This window comes from Pseudomonas sp. F9001 (assembly GCF_013385435.1).
Lineage (GTDB): Bacteria > Pseudomonadota > Gammaproteobacteria > Pseudomonadales > Pseudomonadaceae > Aquipseudomonas.
The window spans coordinates 176,847-194,501 of the sequence record NZ_JACAPX010000032.1; the positions used below are offsets into that span (position 1 = coordinate 176,847).

15 protein-coding genes and 2 pseudogenes are annotated in these 17,655 nt (G+C 53.6%); 10 read left to right on the plus strand and 7 right to left on the minus strand.

Annotated elements, in window-relative coordinates; translation table 11 throughout:
* The first annotated feature begins 5 nt into the window (after positions 1-5).
* From HX818_RS25515 to HX818_RS25525, 3 genes are all read left to right on the plus strand, one after another.
* Positions 6-542 carry a hypothetical protein gene (locus tag HX818_RS25515; protein WP_256346376.1) on the plus strand — a complete coding sequence of 179 codons (537 nt, stop codon included), beginning with the start codon at positions 6-8 and terminating at the stop codon, positions 540-542.
* The gene (locus tag HX818_RS25520) at positions 539-1,567 is read left to right on the plus strand and encodes a serine/threonine-protein kinase (RefSeq protein WP_177020947.1); all 1,029 of its coding nucleotides are present in this window, start codon (positions 539-541) and stop codon (positions 1,565-1,567) included. Before HX818_RS25515 ends, HX818_RS25520 begins: the two co-directional genes overlap by 4 nt.
* Before the next feature lie 870 nt (positions 1,568-2,437).
* On the plus strand, positions 2,438-2,914 hold the full coding sequence (locus tag HX818_RS25525) for a hypothetical protein (RefSeq protein ID WP_087693578.1): 477 nt from the start codon (positions 2,438-2,440) through the stop codon (positions 2,912-2,914).
* Between the two features lie 473 nt (positions 2,915-3,387).
* On the opposite strand, the gene HX818_RS25530 is transcribed toward HX818_RS25525, so the two are convergent.
* The 3 genes from HX818_RS25530 to HX818_RS25540 all read right to left on the minus strand — a co-directional run bounded on the left by HX818_RS25530 (position 3,388) and on the right by HX818_RS25540 (position 5,840).
* Positions 3,388-4,215: a DUF6216 family protein gene (locus HX818_RS25530; RefSeq protein WP_087693577.1), complete on the minus strand. Its 828-nt coding sequence runs from the start codon at positions 4,213-4,215 to the stop codon at positions 3,388-3,390.
* A 53-nt stretch (positions 4,216-4,268) separates the two neighbouring features.
* Entirely contained in the window at positions 4,269-4,892 is a 624-nt protein-coding gene (locus tag HX818_RS25535) for a hypothetical protein (protein ID WP_087693576.1), read from the minus strand.
* 489 nt (positions 4,893-5,381) lie between these two features.
* Positions 5,382-5,840: a transcriptional regulator gene (locus tag HX818_RS25540; protein WP_087693574.1), complete on the minus strand. Its 459-nt coding sequence runs from the start codon at positions 5,838-5,840 to the stop codon at positions 5,382-5,384.
* An 876-nt stretch (positions 5,841-6,716) separates the two neighbouring features.
* Here HX818_RS25540 and HX818_RS25545 point away from each other — a divergent pair.
* The 4 genes from HX818_RS25545 to HX818_RS25560 all read left to right on the plus strand — a co-directional run bounded on the left by HX818_RS25545 (position 6,717) and on the right by HX818_RS25560 (position 8,772).
* Positions 6,717-7,118: a hypothetical protein gene (locus tag HX818_RS25545; RefSeq protein ID WP_087693573.1), complete on the plus strand. Its 402-nt coding sequence runs from the start codon at positions 6,717-6,719 to the stop codon at positions 7,116-7,118.
* 2 nt (positions 7,119-7,120) lie between these two features.
* Positions 7,121-7,543 (plus strand): hypothetical protein, encoded by a 423-nt coding sequence (locus HX818_RS25550; protein ID WP_177020948.1) that lies wholly within the window; start codon positions 7,121-7,123, stop codon positions 7,541-7,543.
* Positions 7,544-7,672: 129 nt separating this feature from the next.
* Positions 7,673-8,410, plus strand: a complete 738-nt coding sequence (locus HX818_RS25555; protein ID WP_087693571.1) for a metallophosphoesterase — start codon at positions 7,673-7,675, stop codon at positions 8,408-8,410.
* Between the two features lie 29 nt (positions 8,411-8,439).
* Positions 8,440-8,772 carry a hypothetical protein gene (locus HX818_RS25560; protein WP_087693570.1) on the plus strand — a complete coding sequence of 111 codons (333 nt, stop codon included), beginning with the start codon at positions 8,440-8,442 and terminating at the stop codon, positions 8,770-8,772.
* A gap of 143 nt (positions 8,773-8,915) precedes the next feature.
* Here the strand turns inward: HX818_RS25560 and HX818_RS25565 are convergent, their stop codons facing one another.
* Complete coding sequence (locus HX818_RS25565; RefSeq protein ID WP_177020949.1) at positions 8,916-10,478, minus strand: hypothetical protein; 1,563 nt, start codon at positions 10,476-10,478, stop codon at positions 8,916-8,918.
* A gap of 338 nt (positions 10,479-10,816) precedes the next feature.
* Between HX818_RS25565 and HX818_RS31555 the strand changes: the two are divergent.
* Together HX818_RS31555 and hrpB are read left to right on the plus strand one after the other, a co-directional pair.
* A pseudogene (locus HX818_RS31555) lies at positions 10,817-10,957 on the plus strand (ATP-dependent helicase); the annotation flags it as partial.
* A 182-nt stretch (positions 10,958-11,139) separates the two neighbouring features.
* On the plus strand, positions 11,140-13,662 hold the full coding sequence (gene hrpB, locus HX818_RS25570) for an ATP-dependent helicase HrpB (RefSeq protein ID WP_177020950.1): 2,523 nt from the start codon (positions 11,140-11,142) through the stop codon (positions 13,660-13,662).
* 144 nt (positions 13,663-13,806) lie between these two features.
* Here the strand turns inward: hrpB and HX818_RS25575 are convergent, their stop codons facing one another.
* The 3 genes and pseudogenes from HX818_RS25575 to HX818_RS31325 all read right to left on the minus strand — a co-directional run.
* Positions 13,807-14,577 carry a DUF4365 domain-containing protein gene (locus HX818_RS25575; RefSeq protein WP_087693567.1) on the minus strand — a complete coding sequence of 257 codons (771 nt, stop codon included), beginning with the start codon at positions 14,575-14,577 and terminating at the stop codon, positions 13,807-13,809.
* Between the two features lie 207 nt (positions 14,578-14,784).
* Positions 14,785-15,129 (minus strand): hypothetical protein, encoded by a 345-nt coding sequence (locus HX818_RS31320; RefSeq protein ID WP_256346382.1) that lies wholly within the window; start codon positions 15,127-15,129, stop codon positions 14,785-14,787.
* A 9-nt stretch (positions 15,130-15,138) separates the two neighbouring features.
* Positions 15,139-15,210, minus strand: a pseudogene (locus tag HX818_RS31325) (XRE family transcriptional regulator); the annotation flags it as partial.
* A gap of 887 nt (positions 15,211-16,097) precedes the next feature.
* Between HX818_RS31325 and HX818_RS25585 the strand changes: the two are divergent.
* Positions 16,098-17,141 (plus strand): hypothetical protein, encoded by a 1,044-nt coding sequence (locus tag HX818_RS25585; RefSeq protein ID WP_177020951.1) that lies wholly within the window; start codon positions 16,098-16,100, stop codon positions 17,139-17,141.
* Positions 17,142-17,655 lie beyond the last annotated feature (514 nt).

A 17,655-nucleotide genomic window follows, 5' to 3' on the forward strand; every position in this document is an offset into this window, starting at 1 on the left:
ACGGCTTGACGACGTTCAACTCTGTAATACCATGGATGATATTTAATTGCCTTCACAAGGAAAAGTACATGGCAACTCGTTGCGTAGCGTTGGCTGTGGTTGCAAATGAGGTAACAGTAGTCGATACCACTATCCCGGACGACCCAAAAGCCCCCATCACCCTGATTCGAGACGAAACCTGGAAGCTGCCTTCGGGCGACCGCTCCAAGGCATACGACACGATCCTCCATCGCTGCAGGGATTTCCTTGAAGGGAACAAGGTTGACCAGGTAGTGATCAAGGGCAGCGCGCCATCGCAAGGCGGGGCGAGCAAGGGCCTGCTCGAAGGTGCAGAGCTTCGCGGGATTATCATGTGTGCGGCAGCCTCGACCTGTGAGACCAGAGTGCTCAAGAAAGACGTGATCAGCCGAACCTATGGCCGGAAGGTTGATGACTGCGTTAAAGACGATGCTTTCTGGGATGAGCACCTCGAAGGCGCGAACCTTCGCAAGGGCAGTCGTGAGGCTGCCATGCTGGTAGTGGCTCACAGGGCTCGTCCATGAGCCGCGTCGTTCCGGAACTGGAGATCATCAGGCATCTAGGGAGCGGTGCCTTTGGCGATGTGTATCTGGCGCGAGACGGTGTTCATGGTGAGGTGGCGGTCAAGGTCATGTCACGCAAGCCGGAAGAGACCGACGAAGAGTGGGTGGATACCAAAAGGGAATTTCTCGCCGAGGCGCGGCATCTGTCAACTGCGACCCACCGCAACGTTGTGCAGGTCTTTGGTATTGAGGATCTCGGTGACTCGATTCGCTTCACCATGACTTACTGCCCCGGGGGGTCTTTGCACACCCGATATCAGGCAGGGCCGATGACCCTTGCAGCGGTGCGTAAGGCGGCAACGGATGTCCTCATTGGCTTGGGGTCGCTTCACGGACGGGCAATGCTGCACAGGGATATAAAGCCCGGCAACATTCTGCTTGATCACACAGGGATGGCGAAGCTCGGTGATTTCGGGCTGGTCACGGACAGATTACTTCTGGGATATGGCTCGGCTGCCGGGTACGCCGATCACATCGCATTTGAGGTCTGGCAGGGCGGGCCGACGAGCATCAGGACAGACATATGGGCGCTGGGTATGACGCTCTTCAGGCTGTTACATGGTGAAGTCTGGTACATCCTGCAGAATGAAGCTCCTGCAGATATCGTGGCCCAAGGCGGTCTCGCCGATCGCTTGCGCTGGCTTCCCCATGTCCCTAAGCGCTGGCGTAGGGTTATTCGCAAGATGCTGGCGGACGATCCTGCTGCCCGCTACGTTTCCAGTCAAGAAGCCTTGAACGCCATTGCAGACCTTCCCATCGAACCCTTGTGGACGGTGCCCAACATCACTCCAGACCTGGTGCGTTGGGAGCTGCAGTCCCCCAAGCGGCTGAACGTGGTGGAATGGACGATGCACGCTGAGCGGCGCCATGAGTGGAGAGCGTGGAGTCAGCCGCTGGGCGACGGGCGTAATAAAACCTTGGGCGCGTCGCAGGGTGTGATAGGCCGCATACAGGTTGATCGGGAGCTGGAAAAGTACTTCGGGTAACGTGCGATGCTAGCCAGCGGCAGTACGCATGCGGCGGGGCAGAAGGTACCCGTCGACAAAGTCTGCAGCGCTCAGGGGTTTGAGCTGGAAATGAGCCTGAGCGGCTGCACGGCGAGTATCGGCGCAGCTGGGGCAATAACTGGCGAGCGCATCAACGCCTTCCGCAGGCTGCCATGTGGCGCCGCAGAATGTGCATCGAGGCGGTGAGAGCCTCAGATTGTGATGCCACTTGCTCATGTGAATCCTACCTGTCGCTTAGCGACGGACGTTGGACATTGACGGACGTGGAAGTTTTTCGGGCGGCAAAGCTTATATGAGTTTTGCCTGCCTGGGCGACTCGATTCCCTAAACGGTCATGCGGTCGACGCCCTTGCTTATCTGTACTGTATGCATGAACAGTTCGTGTGGCAAGTGGTAAATTTCTGTGCTTGGTGATCAACCTCTCCCCGGTGACTGCCTAGGACTGGCGAACGGTGGCAGTCGCGCATCCTCAGCGTACGTATACCCAAGAGGTGTAGCAGATAGTTGCGGTTTTGTATCTCCTGCCTCCTTTTTGCTCTGATCTATTGTTCCGATCTGAACCCAAATACCTCACGCTGTGCCCGCACCAATAGCGCCCAGGCTTGGTTGCAGCTAGGGTTTCGCCAAGGCATTGACTTTGATATTGGATTGACATGAAAGCGGCGCTTAGGGCCTGGCTGCGTATAGTGAACAACAACCAAGGATTCTCGCCTCCGCGTCCGGCAGCGTTCTGATCGGATTCGAGAAAGCGACCCTTGGTTTTGGCTTGCGACGTCGAGGCGTGAAGTAGAAGCTGACTCAGCTAGGCCCCACTTTCAGCTGAATCGAACATTGCCACTAGGAGCTTCAATGAATCTACGGCGTCGCATTTTTAGCCAAGCGTTTGCCACTCCTCCTACCAGCCAGGCCCTGTTTGCGATTGCCATGTGGCCGGTTTTGTACGGCGCTGCATGCTACAAGACACCGCAACTGGCGGATTATCTGAGCGCGTTTGTTGGCATTCACATCAGCATGATTAAGGTGTTCTTGGCGGGATGTAGCGCCTACTGCCTGATGCTGAGTCGGCATCGTCTGCTCAATAATCGCTACTTTGTGCGCTTCGCTGCGGACATCGACCGTCACCGTAAACTGACCATGATGCAGCAGGGCATGATTGTTGCGGGTTTGACTCAACGGGCTGAGTACATGGCATTGGTCAGCGAGCGAAACGAGATTGGTGGGCGTCTCGGCTTCTTGGTTGATGCCGACAACTTTTACCGCAAGCTAAATTGGCTAATTGACGTCATGCGCAGCGTAGTGCGACAGCTGGGACGATATGACCACTGAAGGTTGGGATGGTCTGCAAGATGTCACTAGGGCTGACTTGATCTGATATGCAACGAGGGTTGGTCTCGCAGGTACGGCGAGGCCAGCCTAAAACTGTAGAGCTCAGGAGTGGTTGGACGAAATGAGCGTAGTGGTTTACTCAGACGCAGAGCTGGAGAAACGGATCGCTAACGCGCAGGCCGATCTCAGGGCGTGGGCTGTGTCTCACGATAGCTGGTACGAGAGTGGCTTTACTACCTACGCGAGCGGGTCGATGGTGAGCCCGGCCAAGATGCGGTGACCTTTGTTTTATACAGTTCTGGCCCTTTAGCACAGATGCTGGATGGCGACTTGAATCCCCCTTCGCGGACTCAGTTTGATCAGATCGCCGACAGGCATGGTTTCTGGTACGAGAACTATGACGGTATCTCCTACTATTTCTACGCAACAACCGAGGAGCTCCAAGCCGCCTAATCATCTGGATTGAGGTCGCCCTACAGACCGCTACCCTCCGCGTCGGTGATCTTCTTCTTAAGCCCTTGGGCGCTGGCCTCACATAGCATGATGAATACAAGAAAAAAGATGCATGCGACTGCTGCCCCGAAAGCGCTCATTCCAGTCGCAAACTGTTCACCAATAATGTGTTCGATTTTCTGGTTGTAATTGCCTAGCACCAGGCTGCAGACGACATCCTTATCCCACTGCTCCTTGAAAGGCTCCAAGCCGTCGGAAAACAGGCAATATTGATTGTCCACCGCCCACTGGTCTGACTGGGCCCATGGCAACCAATTGCCACTGCCATTGAATGCGCTATTTGGCTGAACCCAGAACGTCGTATGGGTTTTTTTAACCGTCAGCCAGGCATACCGTGTCTCGGTAAAGACATAGGCCGCAGTTAGAAGAAACATTATCGCGAGCAGCATCAAGGATCGAACCGTCCTTCGCCGCAGCTTCGAGGGGATTTTGAACTCAAGCTCGTTGGCGTCGAAGTAGCGTCGAGCTCGACACAGCTCTTCGATTGTCAGTTCATGGCGATCCAACCAGGAAAGCAGCTTTGCCATGTGTTTAGAAGTGCTGAGGTTCAGGCCGAACCAAAGGTTGAAGCGCTGGAGGTCTTCGTGGTCAGCCCACACACGCTGCGCAAATTTATTGTGGAAGCCTTTCGTGGCGCCTAGGAGTTGGTGCCACCGGTAAACGACATAAAACATCGCGTTAGTTCTGAATACCACATAAACCATCAGCGCGATCGCTCCCACATATGGCAGTAGCTTGATGATTACGTCGATCCAATCCAAGGGGGACTTAACGAACTGTTCAGACAAGGGCGAGCTTCCAACAATGTAATGAAATGGCGAGTGAGATCTTGCAAGGGCTGCTACAGCTGCCTTAAGTACATCTGTTTGGTTCGAATCATGTTGATGATGTAACTGTCAGCGTGCAGGCCATTTGTTTCAAGGGTGATCTCGTTCTTCTTAACGCTGCGGATGTCATACTGCTGTGACTGGGCCAGCAGCAGCCCTTGTTCCAGCTCGGTCTTCAGGGCGCTCTGGACGTAGACTGCGGGGTACACAGGGATGGGCTGGCCAGCGACGGATACGCCGATCAGTCCTGTTTTTACGTTAAGCAACTTGGTGAGAAGCTCATCGTCCGTAGCTTGCCATTCGCCGTTGCCATTGAAATCGTAACTGACGACCTCCGGCGAGGGTGAGTCAGGCTTGAATGCTGTGATCTTGAACAGTCCCCTGACGGTATACGTTTTGTTAGCAAAAAACTGCGTCGTGCCTTCAAATCCTACAAGCCCATTCCGATCTGGGTACTCATATTTTTCCTGCCACATGCCTATGAATTTAGGGTTCAGTCCATCTGGCGATTGAGGCGGGTAGAGGTAGGTAAGCCAGGGCCCCGCGATCGTCGATATGGTTTCGCAGGCCGCTATGAGAACTGTACATAGGGCAAATATCTTCGCGCGACGACTAAAGCGGCCTTCATTCCCGGTCATCGAGTGTTTTCCGTGGTTGGTATTGACAAGACAGCAAAACGCGCGAGCCCAAGAAACACCAGTGCGAGCAAACGCATGTGGTCGCTGAAGTACAGTGCGCCGGCGCCGAAACCTTCAGGCAGAAAAGGTGGGGGCCCGGAGAAAGTGGCAGCAACCGCGAGGGTCGCGATCAACATCCAAAACAGGGCCAGGGTTCGCTCGGATTGCATGGCAGGGTATTTGGCGTAGACGGATGAATGCGCTGTCATCTTATTCTCAGTTTTGGCAATGGGTTAGGGGTGAGCAGGTTCAGTAAGAAACATCCCAAAAAACCTCAGCCCGTACCGCTCAACCTGATGCTTTACTACGCACCTGTGTCCTCGACGTGCTTTTCCGGCTGTGCGTCAGCCACCAGTCTTCGTCGTGTGCCAGGAACCTCCAAGCGTGAACACTGGTAGATCGCCAACTTCCAGCAGGCTTGCCTGCATCACCGAAATCCAAAGCCAAACTTCAGGCCAGGGAACGGTTCCAGTGGCGTCTGACAGTAGGCTCCGACACGCCCAGCATTCGCGCAACTTCAGCACGCGTGTGTCCTGCGTCTTTGAGTTCTTGAACCGCGCGAGTGACTTTTTCGGCGTCTTCAACTCGCGGGTGAGCTCTTTTCACAGGGGCAGGTTTGACTGGCACATACAGCAACGCCATTTTGGAAAGATCGGCGCGCGCCGACGCGATGACGTCAGCGGCGGATCTCTGCTCTTGCGCTGCATACACGAGCGCAAGGAAGGCTACTGGATGCAGTTGAAGGGATTTGCAGAGCTCGTCGAGGGAGTCTGTGGTCAGTGACGTTTTGGCGTTCTCGACGGCACTGACGTGCGATTTAGTGATATTGACGCTCAGGTCTTGCTGAGACATTCCGCGCTCCGTCCGCAGGAGCTGCGTCACCGACGCCAAGGCGTTACGCAAAGACATTACTGGGCCTACCTTCAAAATCGATGGTATGCCGTGTTTGCTTTGCGTCTCTCAACTCTATATATTTGATCGAGTGACGATTTTGGCTCCGGGTGAGATTCACGGTGAGGCAATCCGTATCTGCACTTGTGGATGCTGGGCGCGGCTGCTGCTTCTGATTGTGCACGGGTATCAATATATCGTTAAACCGACGAATTGCTGGCATGGCTTCTCGCCACGGCAAGCACACTGCTTTCGCCTAGCAAGCGGGTCAATTGGGCGGTAATTCGAGCTGAGGGCGGGGTGCGCGAGTCTGGACACTCAGGCGGGATGTATTGCCACCGAGTTCGAAGATGGATGCAGGCGAATGCCACGCTCGGCTGTAGGGGGCGTTTAGTGATTGCGCTTTGCAGACAAGGGGGGCGAGGCGAATCGGTGATTCCGGCCAAGCTCAATCAAGGGGGTCAAGTGACAAGGTATCGAGTTCTTGGGCTTTGTGTTCATGAACTCGGATGAGATTTCGCAACCAAAGCGCACCCGGTTCTACATAAAGAGCTTCGGCATCACGCGCGCGGACTGCCAATTCAGCAAGTTGCCAAAGGTTGTCCGCAAGTCTCAATTGGACTTGGCCGGCGAGGATATTTTGGGGTTCTTCATCTGGGCACTGGATCGCCCACCGCGCATGACCGGGTCGTTGTTCTTGCGGGATCCATCCGTTTCCCCATTCGGGGCTGCCAGCGTACATCACTCCAGTCGCACGCCGGTACGAGCGAGCGGGGTATTGCATCGTCGAAGGGCAGACGGGTGATTTGTTCGTAGTCGTCCATTGGTATTTTCAAAAATGGTGCACTGGCGCCTTTTCACGATGTGCAGTGACTGGTTACGGGTGACGAGACCATGTTGAACAGTGAAGTCCTTCATGATGCTCAGGAGCACGATGGCATACCGACGATCGTCGCTACGACCATGAAGATTGACTTTGGCGTCCAGATTTCGGGGTATCTCATCAGTGTAGTTCCAGATCCGCTGGGGATGATTGGCGTCATCTACGGCGATGATCGGGGACGATTTGCAGATGGCAGGAGCGTCCGCACCTCACGGACGGTCGCTTCTTCAAATATCGAGGGCTGTGAGGTCGTCCAAACGCTGAACAGCCGTTATGTGATTTGCAGCTGGTCGGGATACAGCAGAGACCTTTACTTGGGGGGCGCCATTGAAACCGCTAACACGCTGGGGAAACAGGGCGATCAATTTGCTGGTGGGATCAAGCCTCGTCGCGCTGAAGCAATCGAGAGTTGAGCATGGCTGTGAGTCCGATGATTGACGCCTTAAGAGACGTCGCAGAGCTGCTGAACGGCGAGGGTGAATCGTTGGCAGGATTTGCTGGAGATGTCGCCGAAGCTGAGGCGATGGTGATCCTTCATCCGTCCTGGAAGCCTTACTGCATCGTCAGAGACTGGATGCTCATAGAGATCGCGGTGACTGACGAATTTCGACAGTCGCTTGCCGGCGACGGCTTACAGCCCTACGTTCTGTATGCATCGAATGTGCTGAGCCACAGCTGTAATAAGCGCTTAACTGGCGATTGGGTTAGATCAACTTTCCAGCGCTCGTTTGAGGGCTCCGTATTTGAAACGCATAACACCGTTTACATCCTGTTGGGGGAAGGGCTGCGAAAAAAAGCCCGCATTGAGACGGTCATGGCAATTGTTGGGCTGTACTGAATGTCATGGCCAGGTGGCGGATTCAATTAGCGAAGCACAAGGTTTTCTTGTGGATAGCGCGGCGTTTCTATCTCGATGCTACTGCGCTGCATCCGAGGTGCGCGTCAACATTCCACTACGGGGTAAATCATGCGACTTCTCGTAATGTCAGATCTGCATGTTGAGTTCGGGCCCATCCAGTTGCCTGACCCATCGCTGTATGACGTCGCGGTCTTGGCCGGTGACATCAACATCAAAGGCAGGAGCTCCAACTGGGCCAGTGAGCACTTCGTGAAGGACACGATTCTCGTAGCTGGTAACCACGAGTTCTACAAAGCCAGCTGGCACAAAACGCTCGGTCAGTTGGGGAACCATCAGGCTCCCCATATCCATTTTCTGGAGCAGCGTACTCTTGCCTTGGACGGCATTCGTTTCTTGGGATGCACCTCTTGGACTGATTTTGAAGGCACCGGCAATGCGCCCCTCGCGATGATGGAGGCCCGTGCGCTGATGAACGATTACAAGGTCATTCGAATGGAGCCACAGTATCGAACATTGGTGCCCCAGCAAACCCGTAAAGTCGCGCAAGAGTCTCGTAAGTGGCTCCGCCGTGAGCTGGAGCAGCCGTTCGAGGGGAAAACGGTGGTGGTAACTCACTTCCCGCCGTTGATGCACTTCGTTCCCGACTACGGTAAGCATCTGCATTTACGTGCCGCTTATGGCAACGACTGGCAGGAGTTTTTGGGTATGAAGATTGATCTCTGGATCTTTGGTCACACGCACGTGCCAGTCGATGAAACCCTCGACGGAATCAGATTCCTCTCGAATCCACGAGGTTATCCAGGTGAAGAAGTCGATTTCAACAATCAGTGTGTGATCACGCTTTAAACCACCTAAAGAGTAGTGAGTAGAGGATCTTGTCAGTTTATTTCCCAGCCTCGTTGATCCAGGCGACAAAAGTAGCCTTTCAAGGGCGGATCAGCGGCTATCTGCTTGATGCTCGCCCAGTCGGTGCAGCATTCAAAGCGGCGATGTTTTTCGACATTCATCAGCGATCAGAAAGCGGCGACACGGTCGTGACAGACGACCTCGCGGCGATTGAGGAAGAACACGGCTACTCGATTGCGCTGACCGTGAGAGGGGAGCGATATGTGATCGTCAGCTTCCTGATGTTCATGACCGAGAACATTGGCGGCGCGGAAGAGACCGTTGTTCTCTCTATGAGCCGAGGCCCCCAGCTGGTTTCGTGAGGCGCTTCACGACAGGGCACATGCTTGTCGTGAACAAAAACCGGCTGCGCGTCGACCGCTGGATAACCGCCAATCCGTGAAGCTATGCGCAAGCGAGTTGGAGGGTGTTACACCTCTGACGGTTAGATGACTTCGCTGGACGCTTACGCATCGACGCTGACTTTGCCCCTGCGTCTAGCTGCCACAGCCAAAGGGTGGTTTGAAAAATGCTGCCGGTAGGTTTTGAGTAGAGGCTTATTCCCTGAATTCGCGACCATGTCCAGAAGCTCAGGGCCCTGCCGGCACACCACCGTGTATCGAGAGGTCTTGGCATTCTCCGCTTGGATCAACATCTGCGAGGCAGGGCTGATAGCCGCATTCGTCCAGAGCTCAAAGGTCTGTTTGAGTTGCCGGATGTCTTCGTTGTTTTTTGCGAAATCGCGCAGAGCAGGCAGGCGTTTTTTCAGCCATTTCTCGACCTCGGCATCATCCACTTGACCCATGGGCAAGTGCCCTTTGCATTCGATGAAGATGGCTTCCTTGCGCGTCTCCACCAGCACGTCGATTTCGGCTCGGGCCCCATCTGAGCCGCGCACCAACTTATTGATGGTGATGTCTGGACTGAGGTAATGGTCGTTGGCAAGTTCAGCGCACAAATACTCGAACAAGCAGCCACGAAGGTTGCCTTCAGCGCCGTCAATCTTCCCGAGGGCATCGAACAGAGCATCGATTTTTTCAGGGTTGACCAAGCTTCGAGCGGTAGCTTTCAGTACTGACGCCAGTTCGTGCAGAGCCTTAGCCACGTCTGTGCCCAACAGCGAGTCCAGTGTGGCGGCAATCGCACCGTGCGCACGAATCAGGTGCACCGCCTCCTTTTCATAAGACTCGGCCAAAAACATCTGTAGCACTGGCGAGACTTTGTTGAATCCCCGCACGTTCAGGCATTTTTTGATGAACGCCTTCGCAGCCTCCTCGGTCAGCCTCTCACCCAAGTAGATGTCGCACACAAATGAGCCGGGTTTGGGTCTCGACTTGGAGCTTGGGGTGCCGGCGACGCCGGGTACCCCGAGCAAGGGATGCAGATAGGAGGGTGCTGAAAGATCCCAGTAGTTGGGGCCTGCTGTCGGAATAAGGCCTTCATCCCGGACGCGCACCTTGTTCCAGCTCCCGATGCCTAGACGCTTGACCCAATCCCTGACTGCATTCAAAGCCATGGCCTCAACCTTCAGGCGTGCATTGAGGTCGAGGAACGCAATTTGCTCGTCCTCCTCGTCAAAGCTGGCGAGGGCTAGCGATTCTCCGACTCCAGCTAAATCGACACGTTTGACTAAGTTAGCTGCAATCAACTGCTCTGCGACATTTTCCGCGCTGACTTGCTTGGCTTGCATCTTGGGCGCGCCGCACGCGATCTTGAAGTGATCGATGGGCAAAACTCCCCCGCGATCTTTGAGAGCAGCCAACCCATAACCGCAGGCGTGCTTTGTGTGCTTGAGTGCATACACAAGGCGGTCGAAAAAAAGCGTTGACCCATATTGGCTCGGCAGGTAAACGAAGGAGGCGCGGTGAGGAAAGCTGATACCCTTTAAACGCTTGGCGGTTGATCGCACGATCAATTGTCGGGCGTTCGGCCTGCTTACCCGAAACCGCCTGACTAGCTCATCTGCCAGCTCGTTGCTAAGACAGGGGCCCCAGTGTTCCAGAATGGCTTCGACTCGATCTTTCTTCACCCTGCTCCCTCGTCAAAACAAGATCAACAAAATAGATTTTGTCACACTGCGCTATTTATAAGCCTGAAATACAGGCTTGCGGTTGGAAAAAACAAAGCCGTGGCGATCAGGGCCCATCCTACGCAGGTTGCAGAGGTACTTCTCTCGGATTTTTATACCTGTTGTCACAATAGGTCAGAAATCTTGTTCTTGGTGATGCATTTCAAGGGAGCGGAGCGTTCATTTGCTGGCCTCTTCCTACCCTTCAGGAAACCCTTGCAGAAAGCCTTTCGGAAGTCCCCCATGGAAACCTTCCAGGAAGGCATCGCCACAGTGTTTGGTCTGTACCGTGGGGTGAACGTGCCGCAGCCGAGCGCATGGCCAGTGAGCTACGTGAGCAGGTCGGTGAAACAGTTGGTTATCGAATTCGCCTAGAAAGCCGGATAGGGCCCAAAACCCGAATCGAAGTCGTCACTGAAGGCATCCTTGCGAGCCGGCTGTAGGACGATCCCTCGTTAGAGGGCGTTGGCCTGATTATCTTTGACGAATTCCATCTTTTGCCGATTGCACAGAAATCATCATTTTCTTGTCAAAAACTCCCATCCTTCCCTTCACAGCCTCATGGCTGAATCACCTCTCCACATAGCCCGTCGTATACTGCCTCCCTGATTTGGGAGCCTCGATGATTTCTCTACCTATTGACCTCGTATTGCCAGACCTACGAGAGGCCCTGGCCAACCGCCACGAAGTGATCCTTGAAGCGCCACCTGGTGCGGGTAAGACCACTCGAGTACCCCTGGCACTGCTTAATGAACCTTGGCTTGGTGGGCAGAAGATCCTGATGCTCGAACCTCGCCGACTGGCTGCTCGGGCGGCTGCTGAGCGTTTGGCGAGTGAGCTGGGTGAGAAGGTTGGTGAGACTGTCGGCTACCGAATTCGCCTTGAAAGCAAGGTAGGCCCGCGAACCCAGATTGAGGTGGTCACCGAGGGTATCCTGGCTCGCCGGCTTCAAGATGACCCTGCACTGGACGGTGTGGGCGTGGTCATCTTCGATGAATACCACCTTCGAAATCTGGACTCTGACCTCGCACTTGCTCTGTGCCTGAGTGCTCGCGAACTGCTACGTGATGAGCCCCCGCTGAAGCTGCTCCTGATGTCCGCAACGCTAGAAGGTGGTCGCCTTTCAAAGGTGCTGAATGATGCGCCTGTGGTCACCAGTGAAGGGCGGATGTATCCAGTCTCGACGGTTTGGGGTAGCCCACATCAGCAGGGCGAGCGAGTCGATGCGCGGGTCACAGACACCTGCTTGGCCGCCATCAACGAACAGTCGGGAAGCGTTCTGGTTTTCCTTCCAGGGCAGGCAGAGATTCGGCGGGTGGCAGAAGACCTCAAGGAGCAACTGAGCAGCCGTGCAGATGTGATCGTATGCCCGCTGTACGGTGACCTCGACCTGAACGCACAGCGTGCTGCGATAGACCCGGCACCCAAGGGCTCCCGGAAGATCGTTCTGGCCACTAACATCGCCGAGACTAGCTTGACCATCGAAGGCGTCAGGGTCGTGGTGGACAGTGGTCTGGAGCGAGTACCAAGGTTCGATCCTCGCAGTGGCATGACCCGACTCGACACGCAGCGTATCTCGAAGGCCAGTGCTACCCAGCGTGCGGGGCGGGCAGGGCGCTTGGAGCCAGGTGTCTGCTATCGCCTATGGTCGGAGTCGCAGCACGAGCAAATGGCTAGCTACAGCACCCCAGAGATTCTGCAGGCGGATCTTGCAGCCCTGGCACTCCAGCTGGCGCGGTGGGGAATGAAGCCGGAAGAGATGACCTGGCTCGACCAACCTCCATCTGCTCCTTTCGGCCAAGCCAGAGACCTGCTGAAGCGCCTGGGCGCACTCGACGATGCTGGTAAGCTCACTCCACACGGTTCGGGCATGAGCGAGCTTCCAGCGCATCCACGGATCGCTCACATGCTCATCAAAGGCAATGCGATGGGCCTGAATGACCTAGCGTGCAACATCGCGGCGCTTTTGGGTGAAAAGGACATCCTACGGGGAGCAGGTGCTGACCTTCATACTAGGCTGAGTGCCTTGTCAGGCGAGCAACATTCACGTCGTAGCGGTGGTTCTTTTCAGCGGATGAAGCAGTCTGCTCGACAGTACCGATCTCTGCTGCGTGAGAACGCCTTCAGCCCTGTCAACGAGCCCAATCACCCAAGATGGGTAGGGTGCCTCCTGGCGTTCGCGTACCCCGACCGAATCGGCCTGCAGAGACGTGCAAGTGCATCTGAGTACCGTCTCTCCAACGGGCGAGCTGCCGTGTTCTCTGAGCCCGATGCTCTTACCAAGCACGAGTGGCTGGTGGTGGCCGACCTGGGTAGCCGGCAAGGGCAGCGCGAAGAGCGAATCTACTTGGCGAGTGACCTTGATCCGGCCCTGTTCGATGACGAGCTGGCAGAGCTTGTGAGGTCTGTTGATGAAGTCGACTGGGACGAGAGGGAAGGGGTTCTGAAGGCTGAGCGGCAGTTGAAGGTGGGGCAGCTCATCTTGTCGACGAAAGCCCTGCCGAGTCTTGATGAGCAAACTCGTTCGCTGGCCTTAGTCAACCTAGTGAGGCGCAAGGGCATCGAACTCCTGCCGTGGAACCCTGAGCTACGGCAGTGGCAGGCGCGGGTCGACCTGCTGCGTCAGCTAGATATCCAGAGTGGCCAGGCACAAAGCAAATGGCCTGATCTCAGCGATGCCAACCTCCTCGACACACTCGAAGACTGGCTGACGCCGTACCTGGGTAAAGTCACGAGGCTTAGCCATTTCAGCCAGCTGGATCTGTCTTCGATAGTCAGAAACCTCCTGCCTTGGCCGCTTCCACAGGAGCTGGAGGCCCAAGCGCCTCAGGCGATCCAGGTGCCGTCAGGCTCGAATATCCGTATCGACTACTCGCAACATCCACCAATCCTAGCAGTGCGGCTTCAAGAACTTTTTGGTCTGGCAGAAACCCCTCGCATAGCCCAAAGCAAACAGCCGCTGATGCTGCATCTCCTGTCGCCGGCCCGCAGGCCTGTGCAGGTCACCCAAGATCTCGCCAACTTCTGGCGCAGCACCTATGTCGAGGTGAAGAAAGATCTCAAAGGTAGATACCCCAAGCATTATTGGCCTGAAGATCCTTTGGTAGCCGAGGCTACTGCCAGAGCAAAGCCCAGAAAATCTTGACAAGGGATGAGGATATCGCGGGCGGCGAGCTGGTTCGCGTCTCGGTAATCATTGAACCGCCATCCGCGAAATCATGTATGCGAGTTTTTCTTAAGTATACCCAAAGTACAAAATTAAGATGATGGCCAGTTTATTGGTAAGGTGTTAACCCTCATCAATGAATTTTTGAATTTCACCGTTTCCGTATTTTCGGTCATCCCAGTCTATATGCATATTCCAGTCCTTCATGAAGGATCTAAGTTCATTCAGTGTTTCTTCAAGATATATTTGCACCTCTCCGCACTGTTGGTCTCCTATTTTATAGTTGGCAGCTAATGTTTTAGCTTGTAATAAATCATTGTAGGCCTCGCCCCTTCTACTCATTACCTCAATGAGGTAGGGTGGGTCTGAATAATCTTCCATCTCATCTATTACTGATTTGACTTCGTCTATTTTTAACTTAGCGTCAGTTAGATGTACCTGGATCGCCGCCATGATGCTTTCTTCTGCTGCCGCTTTGATCCGTTTGCCGCTTGAATCGCTGAATTTCTCTCCGACTAAGTCAAAATTAATGCGAATTAAATCGCCCTCGGTTTTATGATACGGGTATTTTTTCTTTATCTGATGTAGGTACATCGTCTGCGTTTTGAGCGAGATTGATACTATGAATACTGGTGTATCCATGTCGCGCCAATAGCTGAGTTGCTTCTCTTTTACGTACCAATAAGATTGTGGTTCCTCATCTGCTGAGGTTTTTATTTGGAAGGCTACAAATCTACCTGTGCTATTGCGATCCTCATCTAGTATTTCCACCTGCGCATCTATGCCAATGTCGATGTCAAATAGTCGGCAAGGCCAGCCAAGAACATGTGAAATTTGATATGCAAAGAAATATTCTCCCGCATCACCGATTGCGGTGTTTGATGTGTACTTCATATTGTTATCAGTTGCCTGTCAGTTTGGGTTACCGGAAATTGAGCATTTTTGGCAGTGCCAATTCTTCAGGCGCTTCACCTTCTCTGAATCCCAGGAGGTAGAGCACCTGACCTACTGGCTGTACTTCCTGTTGCGGTTCTGAGGTATTCTTCTGCGCTATCTGTCTGGTCGTATAACGTAACGTTACGCCCAAAGCGCTGAGTCGGTCTAGGAGCTCTTGCAGTTCGTCATACACCTCAAGGCGTGCAGTGCCGAGTAGTGCTCGGCACATTCGCGGTAGTCCCGCAGATAGTCCGTCAGCTCTGCAAAGGTGAGCGCCTGGTCTTGCGACAGCTCGCATGCCGGTTCGATGTAGTCACCCAGAGTTTCCTCTGCCAGCTTGGCCAGGCAACGTCCTGACTCGGGCTTGTGAGCCTTGCTTACCAAGTAGCCCTTCTCGAACTGCTCACGTGCCGCCTGCAGTTGCTCGTCGGTAGGGATGGTCATGGGCTTGGTGAAGGTGTCGATGTCCTTGAAATCGAACGCCACCGCCAAGGCCCACAGGGTGAGCACGCTTGTCCCTGATCCGTCCTCAACGCGCTGGATGGTTCGATAGGTTGTGCGAGCGAGCTGAGCCAGGGTGTCCTGAGACAATTGGCGAAGCTCGCGGAGATGTTTGATTACTAGGCCCAGTTCGCTTTGCTCGGTACGCGCTTTTCAACTGTGTCGAAGATGCTCATGCCGTGTCTCTTGTTTCTTGGCTGATGTGATGAGCCGAGTATTAATAAGCGCGGATCGCGGCAACACGACACTTACCCGACAGCGTGTTTTCCAACTGGATTAGCCCAGCCGAAAAGGCGATATGTGGCAGGCCAATTTGCCACCAAATATAGCGTCTAGACTGGCGGAGAATGGAATTTTGGCGCCATAAGCCGAGCGTTGAGCGCAGCAGCCATTAGTGGCATCATATAGCCATCAGTGCGGACAGGGATTTCCAATGATGTCATTCGGACTAGCCGGATTCTGTGCCTTGAGCGAGGGGCGCGTTGATGAGTGAGCCTACGCTTAAGTGCCGTCATTCCGGGCAGCAGGTGCCTTACCAGATCCACCAGGGGCTGGCACCTATGTATGTATTCCACAACTCATCGGAGCAGAAAATGATCATCCTCAATCGCCTTGTCACCTGGTTATTCCCCGACAACCGCACTGAGTAGGAAAAAGAACGTGAACGTGAATTCGTCAAGGCAGTGAACAGCCTCAAGACGCTCGGGGTAACTCCGGAGGAAGGCATGTCCATCGATCCAGATGAGATTCGCGACCAGGTGCTGGAGTCGCGTGAGCGGCTGAAGCATTTTGTACACCGAGGTAGTTAATTTGGCAGCGTTTACCACAATCCCTCAATTTCTTGGCTATTTGAAGTTGCTAGCCATTGCACTCACAGTTTCAAGAGTCAAGCTATATGATATAACTTAAATCAAGTTTGTAATGTTAAGTTTCTAGTCTTGCTGATGGTCGGATAGCTTAGGGTGTAAATGGGTTAGGTGAAAGTTATTGATTCTCTTTGGTATTTGGTGATAGAAGCGTTGCGGGATAAATGGCATGGAGGGCATAGCGTGGCTGAAGAAAAGAAATACGTTAGAACAATGCTGGTTGACAGCAAAAGTCACCAATACGTGGCTGAACTTGATACCATGGGCGTCAGTGAGTATATGCAGCGGATGACGAAGGCTGAGCAGGGAATGCCTTTGGTTGTTCTGGATTTTTCTCCGCTAGTGGAGGTGTTGCACAAAAAAATTGATGATACCTATAAATGGCATGAGGAGAAGGATCTCAAGCTCGGGAGGTCATCAATATATAATATATGGAGGCAGATAAAGGGATCTAATGATGGTGGCTTTGCTGGAGCCCTTGGTGCTAACCTGGTGTCGAAGTCAGAAGATTTACTTAACTTGATTCATTCCCGATTGCCCGGTCTGGCGATAGATTGTCGTTCAAGTCATCATAATACTCCCCATGAAGCTTCTCATAAGAGGAGTGTGGCTTTTGCAGGATTTGTCTCTGATGTAGAGGCTGCTTTGGAAATATTGCTCTGTAGGATTTATATATCTGCAAAATTTAGCTTCGAAACATTGATTGATGATGTTGTCATGACCGGACACTGTCGAGCCATCAGAGATGTAGTTCTCGCAGAGCTGAAAAATGATGCTTGCTACAATGAGTCTCGATCTGGTTTTTATCATCATAGCCCTCTATATCATGCATGTATCGAAGATATTGGTATAAATCCCAATGCCATAAGTTACTTGCTGGGGTCAAGTCTTACTTCAGAAGATCTTAAGGATGAGCTTATTGCTGAAGGTCGCACTAAATACGATGAATATAGTCAGTTGCAGGTTACACCGCTACGTTGGACTTGGTGCGATAGTGAGAAGGCGAGGCGTATTCAAGAACTTTCTAAGTTGTTGCTCAGGCTGAACATTTTGCTTGGCATGTTAGAAGGTTTGCATGGTAAAGAGTTTGAATTTGACACCGAAAATAAGTATCAAGAGGATTTTAAATCTATGCTGGACAAGCTTCTGGTTTGAAAGATGAGTTAGTAGTCTATATTGTCTTAATCAACTTATTAAAGTCCGAGTCTAGGCTTTTTCCGCAATTTGGCACCAACGGGTGCCAGATTGCCGATTTGATCAATCGTCTAGGTGCCAGAGCCTACCCACTGTGCTCGTAGGAACCCCTAGCCTCTTGCTGACCTCCATCTGAGAGAGACCAGCCTCCTTCAGTTACCGAATCGCCCTGAGCTTCTCCACCGCAGCCACTTGCCTTGGCGGAGGTAACTTCCGAGCCTCGGCAGGCAATGTCTCGTCCAGAAGCCCCTGAATCTGTAGTTCTCCGAGCGTCTGAACGGCGACCAGCCGAGGAGATCGAAGGCTCCGTCTTGAGACTGATCACCTGTGTCAAACCGTCATCGACTACCAGTTGAACGCACTGGGTAGGCTGGTTCAAACCCAGCACTGATCGTCCGCCTGAGTGGTTGAGCCTTGCCGAGCTATGAGGCCGTATTGCCACCAAGTCCTGACTGCCCGGAGGAGGAGGAGGAGG

What these genes read in the sequence shown, in the direction of transcription:
- HX818_RS25520 (WP_177020947.1), top strand. Translation starts at nt 539, where the DNA reads ATGAGCCGCGTCGTTCCGGAACTGGAGATCATCAGGCATCTAGGGAGC.
- HX818_RS25525 (WP_087693578.1), top strand. Translation starts at nt 2,438, where the DNA reads ATGAATCTACGGCGTCGCATTTTTAGCCAAGCGTTTGCCACTCCTCCT.
- HX818_RS25535 (WP_087693576.1), bottom strand. Translation starts at nt 4,892, where the DNA reads ATGACCGGGAATGAAGGCCGCTTTAGTCGTCGCGCGAAGATATTTGCC.
- HX818_RS25540 (WP_087693574.1), bottom strand. Translation starts at nt 5,840, where the DNA reads ATGTCTTTGCGTAACGCCTTGGCGTCGGTGACGCAGCTCCTGCGGACG.
- HX818_RS25545 (WP_087693573.1), top strand. Translation starts at nt 6,717, where the DNA reads ATGTTGAACAGTGAAGTCCTTCATGATGCTCAGGAGCACGATGGCATA.
- HX818_RS25550 (WP_177020948.1), top strand. Translation starts at nt 7,121, where the DNA reads ATGGCTGTGAGTCCGATGATTGACGCCTTAAGAGACGTCGCAGAGCTG.
- HX818_RS25555 (WP_087693571.1), top strand. Translation starts at nt 7,673, where the DNA reads ATGCGACTTCTCGTAATGTCAGATCTGCATGTTGAGTTCGGGCCCATC.
- hrpB (WP_177020950.1), top strand. Translation starts at nt 11,140, where the DNA reads ATGATTTCTCTACCTATTGACCTCGTATTGCCAGACCTACGAGAGGCC.
- HX818_RS25575 (WP_087693567.1), bottom strand. Translation starts at nt 14,577, where the DNA reads ATGAAGTACACATCAAACACCGCAATCGGTGATGCGGGAGAATATTTC.